The organism is Mongoliimonas terrestris, assembly GCF_001927285.1.
Taxonomy (GTDB): domain Bacteria; phylum Pseudomonadota; class Alphaproteobacteria; order Rhizobiales; family Pleomorphomonadaceae; genus Chthonobacter; species Chthonobacter terrestris.
Map to the genome: position 1 here is coordinate 191,110 of NZ_MSIG01000008.1, position 24,238 is coordinate 215,347.

Annotated in this window: 20 protein-coding genes; 9 read left to right on the forward strand and 11 right to left on the reverse strand. The window is 69.7% G+C overall.

What is annotated here, in order from left to right; translation table 11 throughout:
• Positions 1–46: 46 nt before the first annotated feature.
• Both BUQ68_RS13660 and BUQ68_RS13665 read left to right on the forward strand, forming a co-directional pair.
• Positions 47–1,171, forward strand: a complete 1,125-nt coding sequence (locus BUQ68_RS13660; RefSeq protein ID WP_075216533.1) for a hypothetical protein — start codon at positions 47–49, stop codon at positions 1,169–1,171.
• Between the two features lie 57 nt (positions 1,172–1,228).
• Positions 1,229–1,723, forward strand: coding sequence for an MmcB family DNA repair protein (locus BUQ68_RS13665; RefSeq protein WP_075216534.1), 495 nt, complete (start codon positions 1,229–1,231; stop codon positions 1,721–1,723).
• Between the two features lie 152 nt (positions 1,724–1,875).
• On the opposite strand, the gene BUQ68_RS13670 is transcribed toward BUQ68_RS13665, so the two are convergent.
• The 6 genes from BUQ68_RS13670 to BUQ68_RS13695 form a co-directional block, all read right to left on the reverse strand.
• Positions 1,876–2,175 carry an HPr family phosphocarrier protein gene (locus tag BUQ68_RS13670; RefSeq protein ID WP_075216535.1) on the reverse strand — a complete coding sequence of 100 codons (300 nt, stop codon included), beginning with the start codon at positions 2,173–2,175 and terminating at the stop codon, positions 1,876–1,878.
• The gene (locus tag BUQ68_RS13675; RefSeq protein ID WP_075216536.1) at positions 2,172–2,573 is read right to left on the reverse strand and encodes a PTS sugar transporter subunit IIA; all 402 of its coding nucleotides are present in this window, start codon (positions 2,571–2,573) and stop codon (positions 2,172–2,174) included. Before BUQ68_RS13675 ends, BUQ68_RS13670 begins: the two co-directional genes overlap by 4 nt.
• A 124-nt stretch (positions 2,574–2,697) precedes the next feature.
• Positions 2,698–3,213, reverse strand: coding sequence for an HPr kinase/phosphorylase (locus tag BUQ68_RS13680; RefSeq protein WP_075216537.1), 516 nt, complete (start codon positions 3,211–3,213; stop codon positions 2,698–2,700).
• A gap of 4 nt (positions 3,214–3,217) precedes the next feature.
• A complete protein-coding gene (locus BUQ68_RS13685; RefSeq protein ID WP_075216538.1) occupies positions 3,218–5,008 on the reverse strand; it encodes a sensor histidine kinase in 1,791 nt (596 codons plus the stop codon).
• Positions 5,009–5,073: 65 nt separating this feature from the next.
• Complete coding sequence (locus tag BUQ68_RS13690) at positions 5,074–5,775, reverse strand: response regulator transcription factor (protein ID WP_075216539.1); 702 nt, start codon at positions 5,773–5,775, stop codon at positions 5,074–5,076.
• A gap of 126 nt (positions 5,776–5,901) precedes the next feature.
• Positions 5,902–7,335 carry an MATE family efflux transporter gene (locus BUQ68_RS13695; RefSeq protein WP_075216540.1) on the reverse strand — a complete coding sequence of 478 codons (1,434 nt, stop codon included), beginning with the start codon at positions 7,333–7,335 and terminating at the stop codon, positions 5,902–5,904.
• Positions 7,336–7,518: 183 nt separating this feature from the next.
• Between BUQ68_RS13695 and BUQ68_RS13700 the strand changes: the two genes are divergently transcribed.
• Together BUQ68_RS13700 and BUQ68_RS13705 are read left to right on the forward strand one after the other, a co-directional pair.
• Positions 7,519–8,262, forward strand: a complete 744-nt coding sequence (locus BUQ68_RS13700) for a HugZ family pyridoxamine 5'-phosphate oxidase (protein WP_245293250.1) — start codon at positions 7,519–7,521, stop codon at positions 8,260–8,262.
• Between the two features lie 453 nt (positions 8,263–8,715).
• Complete coding sequence (locus tag BUQ68_RS13705) at positions 8,716–10,329, forward strand: phosphoenolpyruvate carboxykinase (RefSeq protein ID WP_075216578.1); 1,614 nt, start codon at positions 8,716–8,718, stop codon at positions 10,327–10,329.
• Between the two features lie 101 nt (positions 10,330–10,430).
• On the opposite strand, the gene BUQ68_RS13710 is transcribed toward BUQ68_RS13705, so the two are convergent.
• Positions 10,431–10,994, reverse strand: coding sequence for an ActR/PrrA/RegA family redox response regulator transcription factor (locus tag BUQ68_RS13710; RefSeq protein WP_075216579.1), 564 nt, complete (start codon positions 10,992–10,994; stop codon positions 10,431–10,433).
• A gap of 198 nt (positions 10,995–11,192) precedes the next feature.
• Entirely contained in the window at positions 11,193–12,509 is a 1,317-nt protein-coding gene (locus BUQ68_RS13715; protein WP_075216541.1) for an ActS/PrrB/RegB family redox-sensitive histidine kinase, read from the reverse strand.
• A gap of 248 nt (positions 12,510–12,757) precedes the next feature.
• Between BUQ68_RS13715 and phaZ the strand changes: the two genes are divergently transcribed.
• From phaZ to BUQ68_RS13735, 4 genes are all read left to right on the forward strand, one after another.
• On the forward strand, positions 12,758–14,263 hold the full coding sequence (gene phaZ, locus BUQ68_RS13720) for a polyhydroxyalkanoate depolymerase (RefSeq protein ID WP_083656566.1): 1,506 nt from the start codon (positions 12,758–12,760) through the stop codon (positions 14,261–14,263).
• 49 nt (positions 14,264–14,312) lie between these two features.
• Positions 14,313–14,651, forward strand: coding sequence for a YnfA family protein (locus BUQ68_RS13725; RefSeq protein ID WP_075216542.1), 339 nt, complete (start codon positions 14,313–14,315; stop codon positions 14,649–14,651).
• 237 nt (positions 14,652–14,888) lie between these two features.
• Complete coding sequence (locus tag BUQ68_RS13730) at positions 14,889–15,278, forward strand: DUF2852 domain-containing protein (RefSeq protein ID WP_075216543.1); 390 nt, start codon at positions 14,889–14,891, stop codon at positions 15,276–15,278.
• A 139-nt stretch (positions 15,279–15,417) separates the two neighbouring features.
• Entirely contained in the window at positions 15,418–16,185 is a 768-nt protein-coding gene (locus BUQ68_RS13735; RefSeq protein ID WP_075216544.1) for a M48 family metallopeptidase, read from the forward strand.
• A 26-nt stretch (positions 16,186–16,211) separates the two neighbouring features.
• On the opposite strand, the gene BUQ68_RS13740 is transcribed toward BUQ68_RS13735, so the two are convergent.
• The 3 genes from BUQ68_RS13740 to BUQ68_RS13750 all read right to left on the reverse strand — a co-directional run bounded on the left by BUQ68_RS13740 (position 16,212) and on the right by BUQ68_RS13750 (position 22,878).
• Positions 16,212–18,509 carry a transglycosylase domain-containing protein gene (locus tag BUQ68_RS13740; RefSeq protein ID WP_075216545.1) on the reverse strand — a complete coding sequence of 766 codons (2,298 nt, stop codon included), beginning with the start codon at positions 18,507–18,509 and terminating at the stop codon, positions 16,212–16,214.
• Between the two features lie 150 nt (positions 18,510–18,659).
• Positions 18,660–21,740: a DNA polymerase I gene (gene polA / locus BUQ68_RS13745; protein ID WP_075216546.1), complete on the reverse strand. Its 3,081-nt coding sequence runs from the start codon at positions 21,738–21,740 to the stop codon at positions 18,660–18,662.
• Between the two features lie 103 nt (positions 21,741–21,843).
• On the reverse strand, positions 21,844–22,878 hold the full coding sequence (locus BUQ68_RS13750) for an acyltransferase family protein (protein WP_075216547.1): 1,035 nt from the start codon (positions 22,876–22,878) through the stop codon (positions 21,844–21,846).
• Positions 22,879–23,169: 291 nt separating this feature from the next.
• Here BUQ68_RS13750 and BUQ68_RS13755 point away from each other — a divergent pair, with 291 nt between their 5' ends.
• Positions 23,170–24,222, forward strand: coding sequence for a MaoC family dehydratase (locus BUQ68_RS13755; protein ID WP_075216548.1), 1,053 nt, complete (start codon positions 23,170–23,172; stop codon positions 24,220–24,222).
• Positions 24,223–24,238 lie beyond the last annotated feature (16 nt).

Consider the following 24,238-nt stretch of genomic DNA (forward strand, 5'->3'; position numbering starts at 1 on the left):
GTTTGCGGCAGCGGGCGGACGGACGCAACGGCCGAGGTGAGGGAAAGTGAAGCGCGACACCGCCCCGACGGACGCTCCGCCACAGGATCACCCTCGCATTCTCTTCGACGACATCGCCGGAGGGCTGCACGCCCGCGCGGTGGCCGGGCGCGGCAGCGACGTGCTTGCGGTGGTCTTCTCCCAGGTGCGCGTGCCGGCGGGCGCCTTCGGCCTTTCCCGCCTGTTTGCCCGGACAAGCCACGCGGCGCTCTTCCTCAACCAGCCGGAGAACGCCTGGTACCGGGACGCGGACGACGCCGTCGACGCCGCGATCGCCGCCGCACGGTCCGCCGTGCGGCCGGGGCGGGTGGTCTTCTACGGCAGCAGCATGGGCGGCACCGGGGCGCTCGCCGCCGGGGCGCGGCACCCGGAGGCGCGTGTGATCGCCTATGCGCCCGACTTCCGGCCGGGGGAGCCGGGCAGCCAGTCCGCTGCCGCCGGCCTCCTGCCGCGCGCCGGCGAGCCCTCCGTGGCGGACCTGGTGGCGGCACGACGGACCGGCGCCGTGACGGTGCTGACCGGCCTGTTCGACCCCTATGACGCTGGGGTGGCGAGCCGGCTCGCGGTGCCAGCGGCCGACGGGATGCTGGATCTCGTGACGGTCGCGTCCGGCCACGAGATCCACGATCATCTCTATGCCCTCAACGTGGTCCGGCGGATCATCGCCACTTTCACCCGCTCGCCCGTCGACGCAGTGGCGGCGCGCGGGGTCGCGGCGGTGCTCGATCCGGTACGCCACGGGCGGTTCGCCGCCCTTGCCCGCGCGCTCGGCGGCAAGGACCGCCCGTCGGTGGCCGACGTTCGGGCCCTCGGGCTTGACGGCAACCCGGGCGTCGCCTTCCTGGAGGCGGACCTCCTGGAGTCGGAGGGCGACCTCGACGGCGCCGAGCGCTGCCTCCGGGCGCTTCAGGCGACGATCGCGGCCTCGCCGGTCCTCTCCGGCCTGCCGAAGCGCTACCGCAAGGCCGTGCCGCGCCGGCGGATCGATCTCCTGGAGCGGCTGGGCCGCGCCGACGACGCCCGCGCAGTCGCCGTTGAAGCCGCCCGCGCCTTTCCGGAAGACGCGGGGTTCGCCGCGCGCGTGCTCGGCGCGCCGGATGCGGATACGGGCTTGCCAGAGCGGAACGAATAAAGAACAATGCCGCCCTCGATGGGGGTGGACGCCTGACGTGGGCCGGGGAGCCAAGCCATGACGGACATCATCGCCACGCGCATCCTCGAGGCCGTCGTCGTGGACGGCCGCCAGTCGGAGCGGGCGCGGCTCGTGCAGCGTGGCGTCGGGCGACTGATGGTCGGGCTCGGCTTTTCGGTGCTGACCGAGATGCCGCTCGCCTCGGGCCGGCGGGCGGACGTGGTGGGGCTGTCGCCGACGGGGGCGGTTTGGATCGTGGAAATCAAGTCGTCGGTGGAGGATTTCCGCGCCGACCGGAAGTGGCCGGACTACCGGCTCCACTGCGACCGGCTCTTCTTCGCCACCCTCGACGGCGTGCCGCTCGACATCTTCCCCGACGACGCCGGCCTTATCCTGGCGGACGGCTTCGGCGCCGCGGTGCTAAGGGATGCGCCGGAGCACCGGCTGGCGCCGGCCACCCGCAAGGCCACCACCTTGCGCTTCGCCCACGTTGCGGCGCGGCGCTTCCATGCGCTGCTCGATCCGGGTGTGCAGGAGATGGGCGGGTTCTGAAGGAAAGGCCCTTGGACGCGGACGGCCGGGGCGCTTTCCGACCTGATGGAATCATCAGGTCGATAAGAAATCGCTCCAGATTCAGTATCCTGGAGCATTGTCTCATCGACCAAGTCTTTCAACTTGGTCGGACAATGCTCTAGGCGCTGCGCCTACTCGTCCTCGCCGAAGCGGTTGCCGACGAGGGCCGTGATGGCCGACAGCGCGGCCTCGGCCTCTGGGCCCGTCGCCGACACCTGGATGGTGGAGCCGATGCCGGCGGCCAGCATCATCAGCCCCATGATGGAGGTGCCGGACACACCGTGGCCGTCCTTGGAGACGGTGACCTCCGCGTCGAAGGATTCCACGCACTGCACGAACTTGGCGGACGCACGGGCATGGAGACCCTTGCGGTTGATGATCGGCAGGTCGCGGACGAGGCTGGCGTCGTCCTGGAGTTCGTGGTCCGTCATTGGCCGGAAAGCACCTGGCTGGCAACGCTGATGTACTTGCGGCCGGCGTCGCGCGCGTCCGTCACCGCGTCGGCGAGCGACTTGTCCGCCCGCACGCTGGCGAGCTTGATGAGCATGGGCAGGTTCACCCCGGCGATGACCTCCACGGTGCCGTGGTCCATCACCGAGATGGCGAGGTTGGAGGGCGTGCCGCCGAACATGTCGGTGAGGAGCACGACGCCCTTGCCGTCCTCCACCCGGTCGACAGCCTCCAGGATGTCGCGCCGGCGGCGCTCCATGTCATCCTCGGGCCCGATGCAGATGGTCTCCAGCCGGGTCTGGGGGCCGACCACGTGCTCGAGCGCGGCACGGAATTCGTCTGCCAGACGTCCGTGGGTCACGAGAACCAAGCCGATCATTCCCTCGTCCGTCCCCCAAGCATCGGCGCGCAGGGCGTGACGCCCGCGTCGCCGCAGAGTGGTCCGGATTGCGCACCGGAACGGAGGCCCATCTTCACCAGTCGCGAAGCGGACGCAAGAACAATCATCGCCGATCAGCCTTGCCGGTCGGCAGAAGGCCGGGCGAGTCGCCCCGGACGTGGCCCGTCGGCAACAAGTGCCCCAGCGGCGCGAGCGCAGCCTCGGCGAGGGCCGCCGCCCGTTCGATGGCTTGCGCGGGCACCGGTTGGCGGGCGACCGAGACGCCTTGCAGGTGGATGGAAACCTGGTCCGCCTCCGGCATGCGGGCAAGCTCGACGGCGGGGACGAGGTCGAGCACCAGCCGGACCACCGCCGCTTCGGCGGCGGCCACGGTCACGATGCCGCGGCCGGCGATCTCCATGAGCCCGGCAAGGGGCGCCGGCGCCCGGGCGATCAGGCGGCCCCCGGCCGCCTCCAGCACCACCCGGTCGTCGGCGACGATCGCCGCAAACGCGCCGGCCGCCCGCCAGCGGGCGACGAGCGCGGCGGCAAGCGCCGACTTGCCGCTGCCGGACGGCCCCCGGACGAGCACGCCGGCTTCGCCGAGCACCACGCAACCGGCATGGACGGTCGGCGCCATCGGCTCAGGTCTCCGCCGGCAGACGCACGGTGAAGCGCGCGCCGGTGATCCGCTCCGGATCGGACGGGTCGTCCTGCCGGTTCTCCGCCGTGATGGTGCCCCGGTGCGCCTCCACAATCTGGCGCGAGATGGAAAGGCCGAGGCCGGAGTTGTTGCCGAAGCCCTCGCCCTCGGGGCGGTCCGTGTAGAAGCGCTCGAAGATGCGGTCGAGCGCGTCCGGGCGGATGCCGGGACCGTCGTCGTCGACCCGGATCACCACGGTGTCGCCCTCCCGGGCGGCGGAGACGCGGACTGTGCCGTCGGCGGGCGAGAAGGAGCGGGCGTTGTCGATCAGGTTGTGGATCACCTGGCCGAGGCGGCTGTCGTGGCCCGCCACCATGAAGCCGGGCTTTTCCGCTGTCGGCGCGATGGAAAGGTCGATCGCCACCTGAATGCGCCGGCCCGCCTCGCGGGCGATGCCCACCACGCCGGCCAGGAGCTTCGCCACGTCGAGCGGCACCGCGTCCTCGCGGGCGAGTTCGGCGTCGAGGCGGGAGGCGTCGGAGATGTCTGTGATCAGCCGGTCGAGCCGCTTCACGTCGTGCTGGATAACCGCCATCAACCGGGCGCGGCTCTCGTCGGTCTTGGCGAGCGGCAAGGTCTCCACCGCGCTCCGCAGGGAGGTGAGCGGGTTCTTCAGTTCGTGGCTGACGTCGGCGGCGAAGCTCTCGATAGCGTCCATACGGTTGAAGAGCGCCGCCGTCATGTCGCGGAAGGAGCGGGCCAGATGGCCGATCTCGTCCTCCCGGTCGGGGAAGTCCGGGATGGCCTCCCGGTGCTTGACGCCCCGGCGGACCCGGTCGGCGGCGGCGGAGAGGCGGCGGAGCGGCGCCGCGATGGTGCCGGCGAGGAGGATGGACAGCATCCCGGTGACCACGGCGGCCACGAGGGCGACGCGCACGATGCCGAGCCGTTCCGCCTCCACGATGGCGTCGATGTCGCCGCCCTGGGTGGAGAGGAGAAGGCTGCCCACCACCGCGCGGAAACGCTGCACCGGCACGGCGACCGAGACGATCATCTCGCCGCGCTCGTTCACCCGCACCACCGTGCCGGGCGATCCGTCGAGGGCGGTGGCGACCTCCGGATAGCCGCGGCCGTTGGAGCCGGCGAGCTCCTGGTAGACCGGCATGTCGGCCCGGCGCAGCCAGAACTTCACCTGCGACCACGCCTGCTCCAGGATCGACGGCTCGTCCGGCTGGGGCGGCGGCAGGTCGAAGCGCAGCACCTGGCCGCGGGAGTAGAGGAAGCGGCTGTCGAGGATGAGCGTGCCGTCACGGTCATAGATGCGCGCGCGGGTGCGCGTCGGCGATATGAGTCGCCTGAGGATGGGTGCGACCCGCTCCGGGTTGATGGGGAAGTCGAGCGCCTGCATCTCGTCGAAGGGCGACATGCTTTCGCCCGCCTGCAGCTGCAGCAGCCGCTCCGGGTCGATGGTGATGCTGTCGGTGTCGACGGTGGCCGAGGCGGCGATCGCCGCCGCGATGATCTCCCCTTGGGTGAGGAGGCTCTCCACCCGGGCGTCGATCAGGCCGGCGCGGAACTGGTTGAGATAGAGGATGCCGGTGACGAGGGCGATCAGCGCGGCGAGGTTGAGGACGAGGATGCGGCGGGTGAGGCTGGAGAAGACGAAGGAGCCGATGATCCGGCTGATCCGGCCGAACACCAGCCTGCGCAGGCGGGAGCGCGATGTGGCGCGCCGGCGCTCAGTGCCCCGCCGCGCCTCGGCCTCCCGGATGGACTCGATCTCGGACGTCATGGCAGCCTTGGAGCCGCACCGCCGACCACGTCCGCCCGAAAGCCGGGCGCGGCCGCGGGCCGGCGTCACATCTCCTTGAAGCGATAGCCGACGCCGTAGAGCGTCTCGATCATGTCGAAGTCGTCGTCGATCGCCTTGAACTTCTTGCGCAGCCGCTTGATGTGGCTGTCGATGGTGCGGTCGTCCACATAGACCTGATCGTCGTAGGCGGCGTCCATCAGGGCGTTGCGGCTCTTCACGACGCCGGGCCGCTGGGCGAGGGCGAAGAGGATGAGGAATTCGGTGACGGTCAGGGTCACCGCGGCGCCGTTCCAGGTGCAGGTGTGGCGCTCCTGATCCATCATCAGCGGGCCGCGCTCGATCGTCTTGGCGGCGTCGGTGGGCTTCGGCGCGGTGGCGTCGCGCGGCGCGGCGCGGCGCAGCACCGCCTTCACGCGCTCCACCAGCAGGCGCTGGGAGAAGGGCTTCCGGATGAAGTCGTCCGCGCCCATCTTCAAGCCGAACAGCTCGTCGATCTCGTCGTCCTTGGAGGTGAGGAAGATCACCGGCATGTCGCTGCGCTGGCGCAGGCGCCGCAGGAGCTCCATGCCGTCCATGCGCGGCATCTTGATATCCAGGATGGCGAGGTCCGGCGTGGACTGGGCGAGGCCGTCGAGCGCGGAGGCGCCGTCCGTGTAGGTCTCCACGCGGTAGCCCTCCGCCTCCAGCGCGATCGACACCGAGGTGAGGATGTTCCGGTCGTCGTCGACGAGCGCGATGGTCGGCATGCCGTCTCCTTCATCATCGTCCGGCCGGCGAAAAGGCCCGTCCGGCAGGTCCGCCAAGGGTCGCGGACCGGGCGGTCCCGATCCTACACCCCACCGTGCCCCTTTCCGCCGAGAAAGTGGCGGAATTTATGGCGAAGGCCGAGGCTTCGACGCGAGCGCCCGCGCCACCCGTCCCGACGCCACATGGAAACGCGGCAGGAGAAGCGCAAGGGAGGCGGTGATCCCGGCGCCGATACCGGCGAACAATCCGACCGCGCCATACTCCAGGTGGAAGCCGAGGAGCCAGGCGGTCGGCACCGCCGCGATCCAGAAGGCCGCCGACTGCAGGACGAGCGGCATCCACACGTCGCCGATGCCGCGCAGCGCCCCCATGGCGACGCCCATCATGGCGTCGAAGGCCGTGAAGAAGCCGGCGAAGCGCAGGGTGTCCGTGGCGACCGCCACCGCCTCCGGGTCGCTGACGACGAGACGCGCGATCGTCTCCGGATAGACGATCATCATCAGTCCGCAGACCCCCGACAGAAGCCCGCCGAGCCCGATCCCGCTCCAGCCGGCGCGCGCGACGTCGAGCGGCACGGCGCGGCCGACCGCGTTGCCGACGCGGATGGACGTGGCGCCGGCGAGACCGACCGCGTTCATGTAGACGAGCGACATCACCGTCATGGTGGTCTGGTGCGCCGCGAGCGCCGCGGTCCCGAGCATGCCGGCGAAGAACATCATGGCCGAAAAGGCCGCGCTCTCCACCCCTTGGGCAAGGCCCATAGGAAGGCCCATGCGGCGGATCACCCGTCCGGGCTCCCCGCCGAGGTCGAGCGCCGCGGCGATCCAGATGGCGGCCCGCACCCGCACCGCGTAGAGGTCGCCGGTGCGGCGCGCGTCGGCAAGAACGATCGCCAGGGCGGCCACGAACAGCCCCCAGCGCAGAGCCGACGAGGTGGCCGTCGCCATGACGGCGCCGCCGCCCTCCGCCACGAGGCCGTGCCAGCCGAGCACCAGGATGCCGTCGAGGATCAGGTTCAGCACGTTGGCGACGGCCATCAGCACCATGCCGGTGCGCGCCCGGCCGGTCGCCTCCAGGATGAGGTTGACGGTGATGAAGAGGAGGAGCCCGGGCAGCCCGAGCGCGAAGGTCTCGGCGACCCGGCCCGCCGTGGCGGAGACTGCCGGGTCCTGGCCGGTCAGCAGGAAGAAGGGCTCGGCGAGGAAGGCGAGGGCGCCGGTGAGGCAGCCGAGCACGAAAGCGTTGACGACGCCGGCCCGGAGTACCGCGCCGACGGCCGCGGGTTCGCCGCGGCCGATCGCCTGGGCGGCCAGCACCACCGTCGCCTGCAGGGCGCCGAGGCAGACGAGCATCAGCGTCATCAGCGGCGCGACGCCGAGGCCGAAGGCCGCAAGATCCAGTTGCCCGGCGTGGCCGGCCATGATGCTGTCCACCGAGATCATCACCACCAGCCCGGCCCGGGCCACGATGATGGGCGCGGCGAGCCGGATGGTCCGGTCCACGTGCGCCCCGTAGGACGAACCGGGGCCGGCGACGGAAAGGGAAGCGACGAGCGTCACGAAGGTCTTCGCCTCGTTGGCCGGGCAGGACGACGACCGGCTTGCGGAGAAAATGCCTTATAGGCGAGCAGAGGCTGCTCGCCAACCGAGCAAACGAACAATGGATGTGCGCTCGAGCTATTGCCATGCGCCTGGGACCAAGTCCCGTGCCCGATTCATCACCAGAGAGAGGAGACAGAAGCCGTGTCGGACCAGACCCCCTTCGATCCCGTCCGGGCCGCGCGCCTCATCCTGCGGGGCGCCGCCACCGCGTCGCTGGCGACGCTGACCGAGGCGGGCGACCCGTTCACCAGCTTCGTCACGGTGGCGACCGACGGGGCCGGCGCGCCGTTGCTGCTCGTCTCGCGCCTTGCCGTCCACACCCGCAACCTCGACCGCGACCCGCGCTGCTCGCTGCTGCTGGTGGCGCCGGGCGGCGAAGGCGGCGATCCGCTCGCCGGCGGCAGGATCACCCTGCAGGGGCGGGCGGTGCGGGTGGCTCGCGACGACGAGGCGCACGCGCGCCTGCTCGCCCGATTCCTTGCCCGGCATCCGGAGGCGGAGGGCTACGCGTCCTTCGCGGACTTCGGCCTGATGCGGGTGGAGATGGTGGAGGGTCACCTGGTGGCCGGCTTCGGCCGCATCCACGCGATCCCGGCCGCCGACATGCTGGTGGAGCCCGACCTTGCCGCCGCCTTCGCGGCCTCCGAGGCCGGCGCCGTGGACCACATGAACGAGGACCATCTGGACGCGGTGCGCCTCTACGCCACCCGCCTCCTCGGCCGCCCGGACGGGGACTGGCGCGTGGTGGCGGCGGACGCGGACGGGCTGGACCTTGCCTCCGACGAGGAGGTGGTTCGGCTTCCCTTCCGCCAACGTCAAGGTGAGGTCATGGGGCTTCGCCGCGAACTGAAGGCTTTGTCGGACATTGCCCGCGCCCGCGGTTGAGACAGGCCGGCCGACGGCAGGTCCATCGGCCGCAAGCCCGAAGTGGCGTCAACGCGACCTTTGTCTTATTGCTTTTCCGCAGTAGAACCCGTCGCCAGCAACCATTCAGCAACATATTCTTTATTCGCGCTGCGAATTAACGATCCGGCACCGGGTCGCGCATAACAACTTAGTCGCATCTAACCGATTTACTTCCTGTCCATGAGGCAGAATGACCTGACGCGAACTTGTCGCAGCACGTTCTTGTCCGTAGGTTGAAGGCGATCTCGGCGCTGGCCTGAGGGTTGGGCGTCGCTGTTGGGCGATTTACCTCCCCTTTACGTTAGCTGCGGATCGCGGCCCCCGCGCCGTTCCCGTGTCGCCATTCGCCGACCGGGACGCTCGTGCGGGACAGGTTCAATGTCCGAGCGGTTGACGATAGCGTCACCCCGGCACCCTGACGGGATGGATCACGTGGAACAGACCGGCATCTGGAACACCGCCAAAGGGATCGAAACGACGGGCCTGAAGGGGCTCGCCGCCGTGCATTGGAACCTCGTCGAGGCCGACCTCTACGAGCACGCCCTCGCCCGCTCGGAAGGCCAGATCGCCGCCGGCGGCGCGCTCGCGGTGGACACCGGCGTTCACACCGGCCGGTCGCCGCAGGACAAGTTCGTCGTGCGGGACGCCACCACCACCGACAATGTCTGGTGGGACAACAACAAGCCCCTCGACCCGGAGAAGTTCGAGCTCCTCTACGCCGACTTCATCGCCCACGCCGCCGGCCTCGGGGTGTTCGTGCAGGACCTGATCGGCGGCGCCGATCCGGTCCACGCGCTGAAGACGCGCGTCGTCAGCGAGTTCGCCTGGCACTCGCTCTTCATCCGCAACCTCCTGATCCGGCCGTCGCGCGAGGACCTCGCCAGCTTCGAGCCGGAGATGACCATCATCGACCTGCCGAGCTTCAAGGCTGACCCGGCCCGCCACGGCGTGCGCACCGAGACGGTCATCGCCTGCGACTTCACCCGCAAGATCGTACTGATCGGCGGCACGTCCTACGCGGGCGAGATGAAGAAGTCGGTGTTCACGATGTTGAACTTCCTGCTGCCGGCCAAGGGCGTGATGCCGATGCACTGCTCGGCGAACGTCGGTCCGGCCGGGGATTCCGCGCTCTTCTTCGGCCTTTCGGGCACCGGCAAGACCACCCTCTCGGCCGATCCGAACCGCGTTCTCGTCGGCGACGACGAGCACGGCTGGGGCGAGGCGGGCATCTTCAACTTCGAGGGCGGCTGCTACGCCAAGACCATCCGCCTCTCGCGCGAAGCCGAGCCGGAGATCTACGCCACCACGGAGCGCTTCGGCACCATCATCGAGAACGTGCCGCTCGACCCGCTGACCCGGGTGCCGGACTTCAACGACGCGTCGAAGACCGAGAACACGCGCTGCGCCTACCCGCTGCACTTCATCCCGAACGCCAGCCCGACCGGGCGCGCCGGCCAGCCGAAGAACATCATCATGCTGACGGCGGACGCCTTCGGCGTGATGCCGCCGATCGCCAAGCTGACACCAGCGCAGGCCATGTACCACTTCCTCTCCGGCTACACCGCCAAGGTGGCCGGCACGGAAAAGGGCGTGACCGAGCCGCAGGCGACCTTCTCCACCTGCTTCGGCGCGCCGTTCATGCCGCGCCATCCGTCGGAGTACGGCGAACTCCTGAAGCGGCTGATCGCCGAGCACCAGGTGGACTGCTGGCTGGTCAACACCGGCTGGACCGGCGGCGCCTACGGCGTCGGCCGCCGCATGCCCATCAAGGCCACCCGCACGCTCCTCACCGCGGCGCTCGACGGTTCGCTGAAGAAGGCGGACTTCTACACCGACAGCGCCTTCGGCTTCTCGGTGCCGGTCGCCGTCCCGGGCGTCGATGGCAGCATCCTACAGCCGCGCCAGACCTGGACCGACAAGGCCGCCTACGACGCCCAGGCCGCCAAGCTCGTCTCCATGTTCATCCGCAACTTCGAGAAGTTCGAGCGCTACGTGGACGCCGACGTGCGCTCCGCGGCCCCCGAGATGGCCGTCGCGGCGGAGTAACGCCCGGGACAAGACCGTACATGAAAAAGGGCGTCCCGTTCCGGCGGGACGCCCTTCGCGTTGTGAGAAACAAAGGACCGGCAGGTCCGGCCGCGGCTTGGTCAGCGCGGCGCGCGCTTGGCGAGGATGCGCTGCAGCGTCCGCCGATGCATGTTGAGCCGCCGGGCCGTCTCCGAGACGTTGCGCTCGCAGAGCTCGTAGACCCGTTGGATATGCTCCCAGCGCACCCGATCGGCCGACATGGGGTTTTCCGGCGGGATGGCGCGGCTTTCCGGATCGCGGGTGAGGGCGGCGATCACCTCGTCGGCGTCGGCCGGCTTGGCGAGATAGTCCACCGCGCCCATCTTCACGGCCGTCACCGCCGTGGCGATGTTGCCGTAGCCGGTGAGGATGATGGCGCGCGCGTCGGGCCGGTGCTGGCGCAGGCGCTCGATCACGTCGAGGCCGTTGCCGTCGCCGAGGCGCATGTCGACCACCGCATAGGCGGGAGAGCGCTCCTCCAGCTTGCTGAGACCGTCGGACACGCTGTCGGCGGTGTCGACCTCGAAGCCGCGCGCCTCCATGGCCCGTGCGAGGCGCTGCAGAAAGGGCTTGTCGTCGTCGACGATGAGCAGGGTCTTTTCCGTATCCATCACAGTCGTTGCCTGCCTGTCGGTGGCGTGCATGTCGGCGGTGTGCATGTCCATGAGCGTCGGCCCTCGTGTTCCGTCCCCGTCGGCCCACCAAATACGTCCGAAGTTCTACGTGCCCCGGATCCGGATGGATGCCTACTCGCTCGCCACCCTATATGGGGCGGCCAAGCTGCGGCAACAATCCATATGGCCATTGAATGCGCTAAGGTTTCGAAACTTCTGAAACCTGTTTCACCAAGCCTCGCCGGTGTGGGCGTCCATCACCTCGCGCGGCCAGCGCACCGTGATGACCGCGCCGCTATCCGGAAGAGCCCGATTGGTGATTGCGACACGGGCGCCGGTCCGCTCCAGGAGCGTCTTGGCGATGAAGAAGCCGAGACCGAGGCCGCCGCCCTCGCGCGGTTCGGCGGCGGCGCGGCCGCGGGTCGTGACGTAGGGCTCGCCGAGCCGGTCGATCACCTCCGGCGAGAAGCCCGGGCCGTCGTCACGGATGGTGACCACCACCTCCTCGTCGTTCCAGGCGGCGCCGATGTCCACCCGCGAACGGGCGAAGTCGATGGCGTTCTCCACGATGTTGCCGAGCCCGTAGAGGATGGCCGGGTTGCGGGTGCCGACCGGTTCCTGCTCGCGCTCGCCGTCGAGGTGCACGATCAGCGCCACCCCGAATTCCCGGTGCGGCGCGATCACGTCTTCGATCAGGTGGGTGATCGGCTGGCGGGCGAGGTGGTCGCCGAAGTCGGTGGCAAGCGAGGTGAGCTTCTTCAGGATCTCCCGGCAGCGCTCCGACTGGGAGCGCAGAAGCGCGATGTCGTCGCGCCAGGGGGCGTCGGGCGGCACCTCCCGGTCGAGCTCCTTGGCGACGAGCGCGATGGTGGCGAGCGGCGTGCCGAGCTCGTGGGCGGCGGCGGCGGCGAGCCCGTCCAGCTGGTGCAGGTGCTGCTCGCGGGTCAGCACCAGCTCGGTCGCCGTCAGCGCCGCGTGGAGCTGGCGCGCCTCGTCGGCGACCCGGAAGGAGTAGGCCGCCATGAAGCCGAGGGCGCAGACGAGGGAGATCCAGAGCCCGGCCACATAGGGGTCGGGCAGGAAGAAGCCGGGATCGTCGGTCCAGGGCAGCGGCCGGTGCCAGACCGCGAGCAGGCTGGCGAGCACCACCACCAGGGTCCCGAGCGCCACGGTGGTGCGCACCGTGAGGGCGGTGGCGGAGACGAGCACGGGGGCGATCAGCAGGATGGCGAACGGGTTGGTGAGGCCGCCTGTCAGGTAGAGGAGGCTCGCCAACTGCAGGATGTCGTAGGCAAGAAGGCTCGCCGCGGCCGGGTCGGCCAGCCGGAGGCTTGCCGGATAGCGGATCTTCAGGAAGAGGTTGAGCCAGGCTGACAGGGCGATCAGCCCCAGGCACCAGCCGAGCGGCAGCGGGTAGCCGAGGCCGTACCAGACCGTCAGAACCGCCAGCGTCTGCCCGGCGACAGCCAGCCAGCGCAGCCGGACCAGCGTGTCGAGCTTCAGCCGAAGCGGCGAAGGCGGGGTGAGCACGATGGTCTGGGGCATGGCCTATCCGATTTGCCTCAAAGGGAGCGACTGGCATAACTGTAAGCAGGCGAACGGTTTTTCCCGCCGCGCCGACAGCGTTCCCGCGCGACCGTACTTAAGGTGTAGCGGCTCATCCTTGCGGTTGGAAGAAAACCGGATCTATCCTCAAGTCCGTCGCGGTGGAACCCCTGGTCATTGAAACCGCTTTTTTAGACGACGCGTGGCAATATCCAGCCCCGCGGCTGGGGTTGCGAGGACCGCAGAGGATGAACGTGCCGTACTATCATCTGTACGAGTTCAACCACGCAGCAATGGGGCCTGCGCGAGCGGCCGCGGACATGACGCGGCTTTATTTCCAGAACCCCTTCAATCCTTTCTCGCAGACCCAGGTCGGCCGGTCGATCGCCGCGGCCTGCGAGTTGTTCGAGCGCTCCACCCGCCGCTACGGCAAGCCGGCCTTCGGGCTGAATGCCACCACGGTCGGCGGCGTGCGCGTTCCGGTCACCGAGAAGGTGGTCTGGCAGAAGCCCTTCTGCCGCATGGTGCGGTTCGAGCGCGCGGTGCCGGCCTCTCGCCGCAAGGACCCGAAGGTGCTGGTGGTGGCCCCCATGTCGGGCCACTACGCCACGCTCCTGCGCGGCACCGTGGAGGCACTGCTGCCCAAGCACGACGTCTACATCACCGACTGGGAAGACGCCCGGATGGTGCCGCTGGCGGCCGGTCGCTTCGACCTCGACGACTACATCGATTACGTGATCGAGATGCTGCAGGCGCTCGGCGGCGACAGCCACGTGCTCGCCGTCTGCCAGCCGTCCGTGCCGGTGCTCGCGGCGGTCGCCGTGATGGCCGCCAACGAGGATCCGCTGGCGCCGCTCAGCATGACGCTCATGGGCGGGCCGATCGACACCCGCAAGAACCCGACCGCCGTCAACGATCTCGCCGCCGAACGCGACATCGACTGGTTCCGGCGCAACGTGATCATGAAGGTGCCCTTCCCGCATCCGGGCATCTACCGCGACGTCTATCCGGGCTTCCTGCAGCTCACCGGCTTCATGAGCATGAACCTCGACCGGCACGTGGGCGCCCACAAGGAATACTTCGGCAACCTGGTGAAGGGCGACGGCGACAGCGCGGCCAAGCACCGGGAGTTCTACGACGAATACCTGGCGGTGATGGACCTGACGGCGGAATTCTACCTGCAGACGGTGGAGACCGTGTTCATGACGCACGCCCTGCCGGAGCGCGCCTTCATGCACCGGGGGCGGCTGGTCGACTGCGGCCTGATCACCAAGACCGCGCTCCTCACCGTGGAGGGCGAGAAGGACGACATCACCGGCGTCGGCCAGACGGCGGCGGCCCACGACCTCTGCACGGCGCTCCCCGAAGACATGAAGATCCACTACATGCAGCCGGGCGTCGGCCACTATGGCGTCTTCAACGGCTCGCGCTGGCGCAGCGAGATCTGCCCGCGCATCACGGACTTCGTGCTGACGCAGGAGCAGCGCTCTTCCAAACGGGCCGCCCAGACGGCGGCCGCTCGCGGGGCGAAGAGCCGGAAGTCCAACGAGCCGACCCATGACCTGAAGCGGATCGAAGGGATCGGCCCGCAGCTGGAGGCCGCGCTCTACAAGGAGGGCATCTTCCTCCTCGATCAGCTGGCGGATCTGACCGACGCCCAGGTCGACGACCTCGACCGGCGCCTCGGCACCCATGGCCGGATCCGGCGGCAGGATTGGGTTGGCCAGGCCCGGCGGCTGATGGCGCCCGCTTGATGAGAGCGGGGCGCCGCAGCCAGGCCTCCCGCCGGGGTCGGCGGTTGGCGTGACCGGCGCGCCGTTCGCCCTGCCGGTGTTCCTGCTGGCCGCCGCTCTTGAGATCGGCGGCTGCTGGCTGATCTACGCGGTCGTCCGCCTCGGCTGGCATCCGGCCTTCCTGGCCGCCGGGCTCGTCGGCCTGGCGGGTTTCGGCGCCGCCCTCACCCTCGTGGACACCGGCGGCGCCGGGCGCACCTTCGCGGCCTACGGCGGCATCTACGTGATCGCCTCCCTGATCTGGTTGCACGTCGTGGAAGGCGTCCCGCTCCGCGCCACCGACGGAATCGGCGCCGCCCTCGTTCTCCTCGGCGCTCTCGTCGTCCTGTTCGGCGCTCGAAACGCCTGATCCTCCAACCTTTTCGATCGCGTGCGTGCGAAGCGAACCTTGCCGATCGGCATCACGCCGGCGTGATGGTCGGTCGCGTTTTCAAGACCTCGCATCAGGATCTTTTTCACGCCCTATTCGTTTGCAAGAAGATCCCGACGGCTGCAGTCCGTCCAAAAAACACCGCTCAAGCTCTTGAACGCAGCCTCGACCGGGGCCACCTCGTAATCTGTCGTGGTTGACTGTCGAGGACTTGAGATGACGAAGACATGCGTGGTGAAGCCTGGGTGGCATCCGACTTCGGTCGGCCTGATGGTGCTCGGATTCATCGTGTTCTGGCCGCTTGGTCTTGCCATGCTGGCCTACATTCTGTGGGGGGATCGTATGCGGACGACCTGGATGAAGATGCGCCCGAATATGGAGACCGTGGTCCGCGAGGCCGGTTTCCGGTCTCCCGACTTCGGCCGCACCGGCAACGCCGCGTTCGACGACTATCGCGAGCGCGAGCTGCAGCGTCTGGAAGAGGAGCGCGCCAAGATCGAGCGGATGCGCACCGACTTCGACGAGTTCCTTCGCAACCTGAGACGTGCGAAGGACCAGGAAGAGTTCGATCGCTTCATGGCGAGCCGGACGAACCCCACCGGCTAATCCCCCGCCATGGGGCTGGCTCTTTCCTGACCTCCAGCCGGTGTGGGTGGCCCTTCGGGTGCCGCCCACACCGGCACTTCGCTGTTCGCGAAGCAACTTCGGGATTCCGGGCATCGGCCGGCGGCTGGTAGGATCCGGCATGCCGAATCGCTGGATCCCCTTTCTCTTCTCCGTCCAGAAAAAGACGTCGCCCAAGCCGGCCGCGACCGCCTTCGAGGTGGACGTGGCCGGCCGGCGCGTGCCGGTTCTGATGCGCCGGAACACGCGCGCCAAGCGCTATACCCTCCGGCTCGATCCGCGCCGCGACGGCGCCGTCGTTACCTTGCCGAAGCGCGGCACGGTGTCGGAAGCCAAGGCCTTCGTTTCCCGCCACCTCGACTGGCTGGCCGACCGCATCGGCGAGGCCGCGCCGGCGAGCGCCCTTGCGGACGGCGGCACCGTGCCTTTGCGCGGGGTGGTTCACCGGATCCACGCCACCGGCAGTGCCCGGGGCGTGGTGCGGATCGGCGTGGAAGCGGGCGAACCGGTGCTGCTGGTGCCGGGCGAGGCGGCGCATCTCAACCGGCGCATTCTCGATCACCTGAAAGCGGAAGCCCGGCGCGACCTGACGGCCGCGGTGGAGCGGCATGCCCGCATCCTCGGCGTCACCCCGTCGGCCATTCGCCTCAAGGATACCGCCTCCCGCTGGGGTTCGGCCTCCAGCCGCGGGACGCTCTCCTTCTCATGGCGGCTCGTCATGGCGCCGCCCTATGTGCTCGACTATCTGGCGGCCCACGAGGTGGCGCATCTGAAGGAGATGAACCACTCGGACGCCTTCTGGCGCCTCTGCGTCGCGCTTGCCCCGCGCACCGACGAGGCCAAGGCCTGGCTGAAGCAGAACGGCCGCATGCTGCACCAGGTGGGGTAGGGCGGTAGGACAGGCGGGCCCCGACCTCAGCCGCCGAACAGCCTTTCCAAAAGCCCGCGCTCGTGATCCGTCGGGCCGCCGGCGACGCCCACGTCCACGGGCGGCATCGGCGGGGCGCTCTCGCCGAAGACCGTCGGCAGGCCGTCCGCGTTGGCGACGGGCGTGCCCGGATCCACCACCAGCGGTGGCACGAGGTCGAGGCCGGGCAGCGGCCCGACGGCCATGCCGGCGGTCGCCTTCGTCATGAAGCGGTTCCACACGACGGCGGTGACGCTGCCGCCGGTCGCCTTCTTGGTCGGCGAGTTGTCGTCGTTGCCGAGCCAGACGCCGGCCGTCAGCCCGTTCACGTAGCCGAGGAACCAGGCGTCGCGGAAATCCTGGCTGGTGCCGGTCTTGCCGGCCGCCGGGCGGTCCTTCAGCATCGCCTTCTGGCCGGTGCCGGCATAGAGCACCGCCTGCATCATCTGGTTCATGGTGCCGACGGCGCGCGGGTCAATCACCCGGCCCGGCCCGTCGCCCTGACGCTGGAACAGCACCTCGCCCTCCTCGGTGCGGATGCGCTCGATCACATAGGGGATGACGCCGAAGCCGCCGTTGGCGAACGGCACGTAGGCGGCGGTGATCTCCATCGGGGTGACCTCGGCGGTGCCGAGCGCGATCGACGGGCTGTCGTGGAGCGCTGACACGATGCCGACCCGCCGGGCGGTCTGCACCACGGTGGACGGACCGACCTCCGCCGCCAGCCGCGCCGCGACCGTGTTCAGCGACTTGGCGAGCGCCGTCGTCAGCGTCACCGGTCCCATGTATTCGCGTGAATAGTTTTTCGGCTCCCAGCCTTTGATGGAGATCGGCTCGTCCACCACGATGTGGTCGGGCGTGTAGCCCTGCTCGATGGCGGCGAGGAAGACGAAGGGCTTGAAGGCCGAACCGGGCTGGCGCCGGGCCGCCACGGCGCGGTTGAACTGGCTGGTGGCATAGTCGCGCCCGCCGACGAGGGCCTTCACTGCGCCGCCGTTGTCGAGCGCCACGATCGCGCCCTGGCTCACGTTGTGGCCCTTGCCTTCCTCGGCGAGCGTGTCGCGGAGCGCCGCCTCGGCGGCCTTCTGCATGTCCACGTCGATGGTGGTCTCCACCACGATGTCGCCGCCGACCGAGGCCACATAGCCCGGCAGCAGCTCCATCACCCAGTCGGCCACGTAGTTGGCCGCCTTGGCGTTGTGGGCGGTGACGATGCGGCTCGGGGCCTCGGCCGCCTTGCGGGCCGCCTCCCGGGTCGCGTAGCCCTCCTCCACCATGGCGTTCAGCACCACCGCGGCACGCTCGCGGGCGAGCGCCGGGTCGCGGGTCGGCGCGAAGCGCGAAGGCGCCTTCAGCAGGCCCGCGATCATGGCCGACTCGCCGAGGGTCAGGTCGCGGGCCGGCTTGCCGAAATAGCGCCGCGCCGCCGCGTCGGCCCCGTAGGCGCCGGCGCCCAGGTAGACGCGGTTGAGGTACATCTCAAGGATCTCGTCCTTGGAATACGTCCACTCCAGCCAGAGCGACAGCACCACCTCCTGCAGCTTGCGCTCCACGGTCCGGTCCGGCTCCAGGAAGAGGTTCTTGGCGAGCTGCTGGGTGAGGGTGGACCCACCCTGGACCACGCTGCCGGCGGCGGCGTTGGTGGCGAGCGCGCGGGCAAGGCCGATCGGATCGATGCCGAAATGGCTGTAGAAGCGTCGGTCCTCGATGGCGATCACCGCCTGCGGCAAGTGCGGCGGCATCTGTTCCAGGCGGAGCGCCTCGCCGCCGGTGTCGCCCCGGTTGGCGATGAGGGCGCCGTTGGCGTCGAGGATCTCCACGTTGGGCGGGCGCTTCGGCACCGCCCATTCCGACGTGGGCGGCATGGTGGCGGCCGTGTAGGCGAGGACGCCGCCGACGCCGATCGCACCCCAGAGCACGAGCGTGGTGCCGGTGGAGAGGATGCCGCGCACGAGACGGCCGGTCAGGGAGCCGCGCCGCCTGCGCCGGCCGCGGCCGGCGGGTTCCTCGCGGCGCCTGCCGCGCTTCGCCTTGGCCACGGGGGCGGTCTCCTCGTCGTCGATGAACGGATCGGCTTCGATCTCGGGCATGGTGGCCGGCCGCCGTCCGGTGAGGGAGGGCTCGGCGAAGGGCGGCTCGGGGCGGTCGGCGCGGTGCGGCGGGCGCAGAGGCTCGGCAACCGGGCGCCGGCCGCGCGGCGGGGCGCCGCCGGCCCGGTCGTCGAGCGTGACCCGGAGGTCGTTGTCCGAAGCGCCGCGGCCGAGCCGGGGCTCGATCCGCTCGTCCCGCGTGTTCCGTCCCGTCATCGCGCTCTGCCCCGGCCGTCGTCCAACAGGCGGCAGGCAGGCCGGAGGATCCGGCCGGCGCCTGCCCATGGGCCTTGCTGTCGACGCTAAATGCGGCGGTTTAACGGGTGGTTAAGCATCCGGCCACCGGCCCCGGGCATGGGTCCGGGGTCAGTGCGCCTCCTCCCAGTTCTGCGCCGCGCGGGCGTCGACCCGGAGCGGCACGGAGAGGCGGACGGCCGGTTCCGCGGCGGTCTCCATCACGTGGCGGACGACCGGCAGCGTCGCCTCGATCTCCGCGTCCGGCACCTCGAACACCAGTTCGTCATGGACCTGGAGGAGGAGGAGGGCGGAGAGGCCAGCCTCTTTCAGGGCGTCCTCCATCCGCACCATGGCCCGGCGGATGATGTCGGCGGCGGAGCCCTGGATTGGCGCGTTGATGGCGGCGCGCTCCATGAAGGCCCGCATGGAGGCATTGGGGGCGTTGATGTCCGGGTAGTGGGCCTTGCGGCCGAACACGGTGGTGACGAAGCCGTGCTCGCGGGCGGTGCGCCGTGTAGCGTCCATGTAGTCCCGAATGCCGGGAAAACGCTCGAAGTAGCGCTTGATGTAGTCGCCCGCCTCCTGTCGGTCGATGCCGAGCTGGTTGGCGAGGCCGAAGGCCGAGATGCCGTAGATGATGCCGAAGTTGATCGCCTTGGCGCGCCGGCGGACCATCGGGTCCATCCCCTCGATCGGGGTGTTGAACATCTCCGAGGCCGTCATGGCGTGGATGTCGAGGCCGTCCTCGAAGGCGCGCTTCAGCTGGGGGATGTCGGCCACGTGGGCAAGCACCCGGAGCTCGATCTGGCTGTAGTCGGCGGAGACCAGCTTGCGGCCCGGCGGCGCCACGAAGGCGGTGCGGATCTTGCGCCCCTCCTCGGTGCGGATCGGGATGTTCTGGAGGTTCGGCTCGGAGGAGGAGAGCCGGCCGGTGGTGGTGGAGGCGAGCGAGAAGGAGGTGTGCACCCGCCCGTCCACCGGGTGCATGTATCCGGGCAGGGCGTCCGTGTAGGTGGATTTCAGCTTGGAGAGCTGGCGCCAGTCGAGGATGCGGCGGGGCAGCTCGTGGCCGGCTTCGGCCAGCTCCTCCAGCACGTCGGCGCCTGTGGCATAGGCGCCCGTCTTGGTCTTCTTGGCGCCGCCGAGGCCCATCTTGCCGAAGAGGATGTCGCCGAGCTGTTTGGGCGAGCCGATGTTGAAGCTCTCGCCGGCAAGATCGTGGATCTCGGCTTCGAGCCGCGCCATCCCTTGGGCGAAGTCGCCGGAGAGGCGGGAGAGGATCTGCCGGTCGACGCTGATGCCGCGCTGCTCCATGCGCGACAGCACCGGCACCAGGGGCCGCTCCAGCGTCTCGTAGAGGGTGGTCATGCCCTCGGCGGCGAGCCGTGGCTTCAGGACCAGCCAGAGCCGCAGCGTCACGTCCGCGTCCTCGGCTGCGTAGGCGGTGGCCTTGTCGAGCGCGACCATATCGAAGGTCAGCTGGCCCTTGCCGGATCCGCACACGTCCTTGAAGGCGATCGGCTTGTGGCCGAGCCACTTTTCCGACAGCTCGTCCATGCCGTGGCCGTTCTTGCCGGCGTCGAGGGCATAGGAAAGGAGCATGGTGTCGTCGAACGGCGCGACCTGGATCCCGTGGCGGGCCAGCAGCGTGACGTCGTACTTGGCGTTCTGCGCCACCTTGAGGACGGCGGGGCTTTCAAGAAGCGGCTTCAGGGCGGCGAGTGCGTCGGCGACCGGGATCTGGCCGGGAACGAGGCCGCCGCCGAGAAGGTCGCCGGCGCCCGACTTGTGGATGAGCGGAATATAGCAGGCCCGCCCCGGCCGGGTGGCGAGGGAGACGCCGCAGAGATCCGCCCGCATCACGTCGAGCGAGGTGGATTCGGTGTCGAAGGCGACGACGCCGGCCTCGGCCGCCTCGTTCACGAAGGCTTTCAGGGCATCGAGGGTGAGGATGGTCTCGTAGGCGGCGTGGTCCACCGGGATGGCGGCGACCTCGGCGAGGCGGCGGGCCGCGAGGGCGGCGGGGGAGGGGGCGGCCAGGGACGGAGGTTCCCCCCTCTCCCCAACCCTCCCCCTCAAGGGGGGAGGGGGTGCCGTGGCGGAGGAGGAAGGGGCGGTGCTTGCTTCGGCGGCCGAGGAGGCGCCTGTGCCATCGTCGGCGCTCCCTCCCCCCTCGAGGGGGAGGGCCGGGGTGGGGGGGATCCCCGCACCGACAGCGGCGGTCTCCGCGCTCTCCGGCGGCCAGTGCTTCACCGGCACGGTGGCGGCGGCGACCTTGGCCATCTCGGTGCCGGTCGCCTCGGCGACGCGGCGGGTGAGGGTGACGAACTCCATGGCCTTCAGGAAGGCGATGGCACGCTCGCCGTCGATCGGCCGGACGGCGAGGTCGTCGATCGGGCAGGCGACCGGCACGGCGCGGTCGAGGGTGACGAGCTGGCGGGAGATGCGGGCCTGGTCGGCGAACTGGATCAGGTTCTCTCGCCTCTTGGGCTGCTTGATCTCGCCGGCGCGGGCGAGCAGGCTGTCGAGGTCGCCATACTCCAGGATCAGCTGGGCGGCGGTCTTGACGCCGATGCCGGGCACGCCGGGCACGTTGTCGACGCTGTCGCCGGCAAGCGACTGGACGTCCACCACCTTCTCCGGCGGTACGCCGAACTTCTCGATCACCTCGTCAGGGCCGATCCGCTTGTCCTTCATGGTGTCGAGGAGCACGACGCAGTCGTTCTCCACCAGCTGCATCAGGTCCTTGTCGGACGACACGATGGTGACGTCGGCGCCGACCGCGCGGGCCATGGCCGTGTAGGTGGCGATCAGGTCGTCGGCCTCGAAGCCCTCCTGCTCCACGCAGGCGACGTTGAGGGCGCGCACCGCCTCGCGGATCAGGCCGAACTGGGGCCGGAGGTCCGCCGGCGGCTCCGGCCGCTGGGCCTTGTACTGGTCGTAGAGGGCGTTGCGGAAGGTCACCGCCGAGGCGTCGAAGATCACCGCCAGATGGGTGGGCTTCACCCGCGCCGCCGTGGCGTCGGCCTCCTTCAGAAGCCGCCACAGCATGTTGCAGAAGCCCGCGACGGCGCCGACCGGCACGCCGTCCGACTTGCGGGTCAGCGGCGGCAGGGCGTGGTAGGCGCGGAAGATGTAGCCGGATCCGTCGACGAGGAAGACGTGATCGCCGCTGGCGACGGGGCGGGAGAAGGAGGAGGCATTCGACATGGCCGGGACTATGCCCCGGCCGTCGGACGGTGGAAAGGGGCGCCGCGCGGGGCCGGCTGACGCGACGTGTCAGCAGCGGGCCGAACGGCTGCGACCGGCGGGCCTACTCGGCGGCGACGAAGCGCGGGCGGGCGGCGGCCCGCGGCCGTTCCAGGCGGGCCCAGGCAGGACGCTCGAAGAGGAAGCGGGCGCCGGTGCGCATGGCGATCCACCAGATCACCAGGGGGCCGATGACCGAGGCGACCGTCACGATCAGGGACATCGTGCCGACGTCCGGCACGAGGCCTGTCTTAACCAGCACCGTGCGGGTGATCCCCATCGGCAGGAAGAAGGCGAGGTAGACCACGATGGAGTGGCTGCCGAGGAAGCGGGCGACGGCGCCGGGCCGGACGGTGCGGCCGATGAGGACCGCGCTCGCCACGATGGCGGCGGCGCCGAGGAAACCGAGGCCGAGGGAGAGGAAGGGCAGTTGCGCCGCGCCGGCGGCCACGAAGGCGCCGTTCACCACGGCCCAGAGGCCAAGGCCGGCAACGGCCGCGCCGGGCCGGGCGGCGACCTGGTCGGCGAAGGAGAAGATCCACGGCGCGAAAGCGTAGCCCGCGTAGAAATAGACGAAGCGCGACAGGAATTCGTCGAGGATGGGCAGCGGCAGGCCGGCCGGGGCGATCTCCAGGACGGCCGCGACGGCGAACACCAGCGGCACCGGCACGTGCCGGACGAGACGCACGATGAGGGCGAAGAAGGGCAGGATCCAGATGAACCAGAGGGTGCCGAAGGGCTCGATGAAGAGCGCCTCCACGAAGTGAAGCGCGGCACCGCCGACGCCGAACTCGCCGACGAGGCCGGGCGCCCGGAAGGCGAACTGGATCACCAGCCAGAGGAGATAGAAGTAGAAGAAATGCACGATCCGCCGGTCCGCGAAGGTGCGCCAGTCCCGGTCGACCACCCGCGACAGGAAGAGCCCGGAGATCAGGAAGAAGTCCGGCATACGGAAGGGCTGGGCGAAGGCCACCACATGACCCATCCAGCCGGTTTCGCCCACCACGCGCTCCACGCCGTGCGTGGAGTGCATCATCACCACGAAGACGATGCAGAGGCCCTTGGCCACATCGACCCAGTCCACGCGGGAACTCACCATGGCACGCCTCCAAAACGCTGCCGGAACGCCGGGCCGGCCGAGGGTCCGTGCCTGCCGATGGCCACGGTCCGCTCGATACTTGACATAACTTGAATAAAAACGGCCCGGACTGGAAGCTTCTGATTCGGTGAAATAGAGACTTTGTTAACTGGTGACCTTAACGGCCGCGTCTTCGGGAGTTCGGCGGCCGGGCGCGGCGCCGCGTCGCCGCGACGAAGGGCGGGGGTGACAAGCCCGGCCGGCCCCCAGCATGGTCCTCGCCAGACGCAACGGGACAGGAGGGCCTAAAGGGTGTCGAAGACCAACAGCGGCAACTTCTTTGAGGATTTCCGCATCGGCCAGGTGATCCGGCACGCGACCCCGCGCACGGTGAACCACGGCGACGTGGCGCTCTACCAGGCCCTCTACGGCAACCGGTTCGCTGTGCAGTCGTCCGCCGCCTTCGCCCGGGCCATCGGCTATCCGGACGCGCCGCTCGACGATCTCCTCACCTTCCACGTGGTGTTCGGAAAGACCGTCCCGGACGTGTCGCTGAACGCCATCGCCAACCTCGGCTACGCGGGCGGGCGCTTCCTCGCCCCCGTCTATCCGGGCGACACGCTCTCCACCGTCTCCGAGGTGATCGGCCTCAAGGAGAATTCCAACCGCAAGACCGGCGTCGTCTACGTGCGCTCCACCGGTTACAAGTCGGACGGCACGGAGGTGCTGGATTATGCCCGCTGGGTGATGGTGAGGAAGCGCGACGAGAGCGCGCCCGCGCCGGAGCCGGTGGTGCCGCGCCTGCCGGACCACCTGCCGCCGGAGGCGCTCGGCAATGCGGTGCCGCTGATCGATCCGTCCAAGTGGGACGACGACCTCTCGGGCAGCCCCTATAGGTGGGACGACTACGCGATCGGCGAGCGCATCGACCACGTGGACGGCACCACCATCGAGGAGGCCGAGCACCAGATGGCGACGCGCCTCTACCAGAACACCGCCAAGGTGCACTTCAACCAGTACACCGAAGGCAAGGGCCGCTTCGGCCGACGCCTGGTCTACGGCGGCCACATCATCTCGATCGCCCGCTCGCTCACCTTCAACGGCCTCGGCAACGCCTTCCACGTGGCGGCCATCAACGGCGGGCGGCACGCCAATCCGTCGTTCGCCGGCGACACGCTGCATGCCTGGTCCGAGGTGCTGGACAAGCAGGCGATCCCTGGCCGCACCGACGTCGGCGCGCTCCGGATCCGCCTGGTCGCAACCAAGGACCGGCCGTGCGCGGACTTCCCGGACAAGCTGGAGAGCGGCGAGACCGACCCGTCGGTGGCGCTCGACCTCGACCTCTGGGTGCTGCTGCCGCGCTGAAGACCAGCGCGGCCAT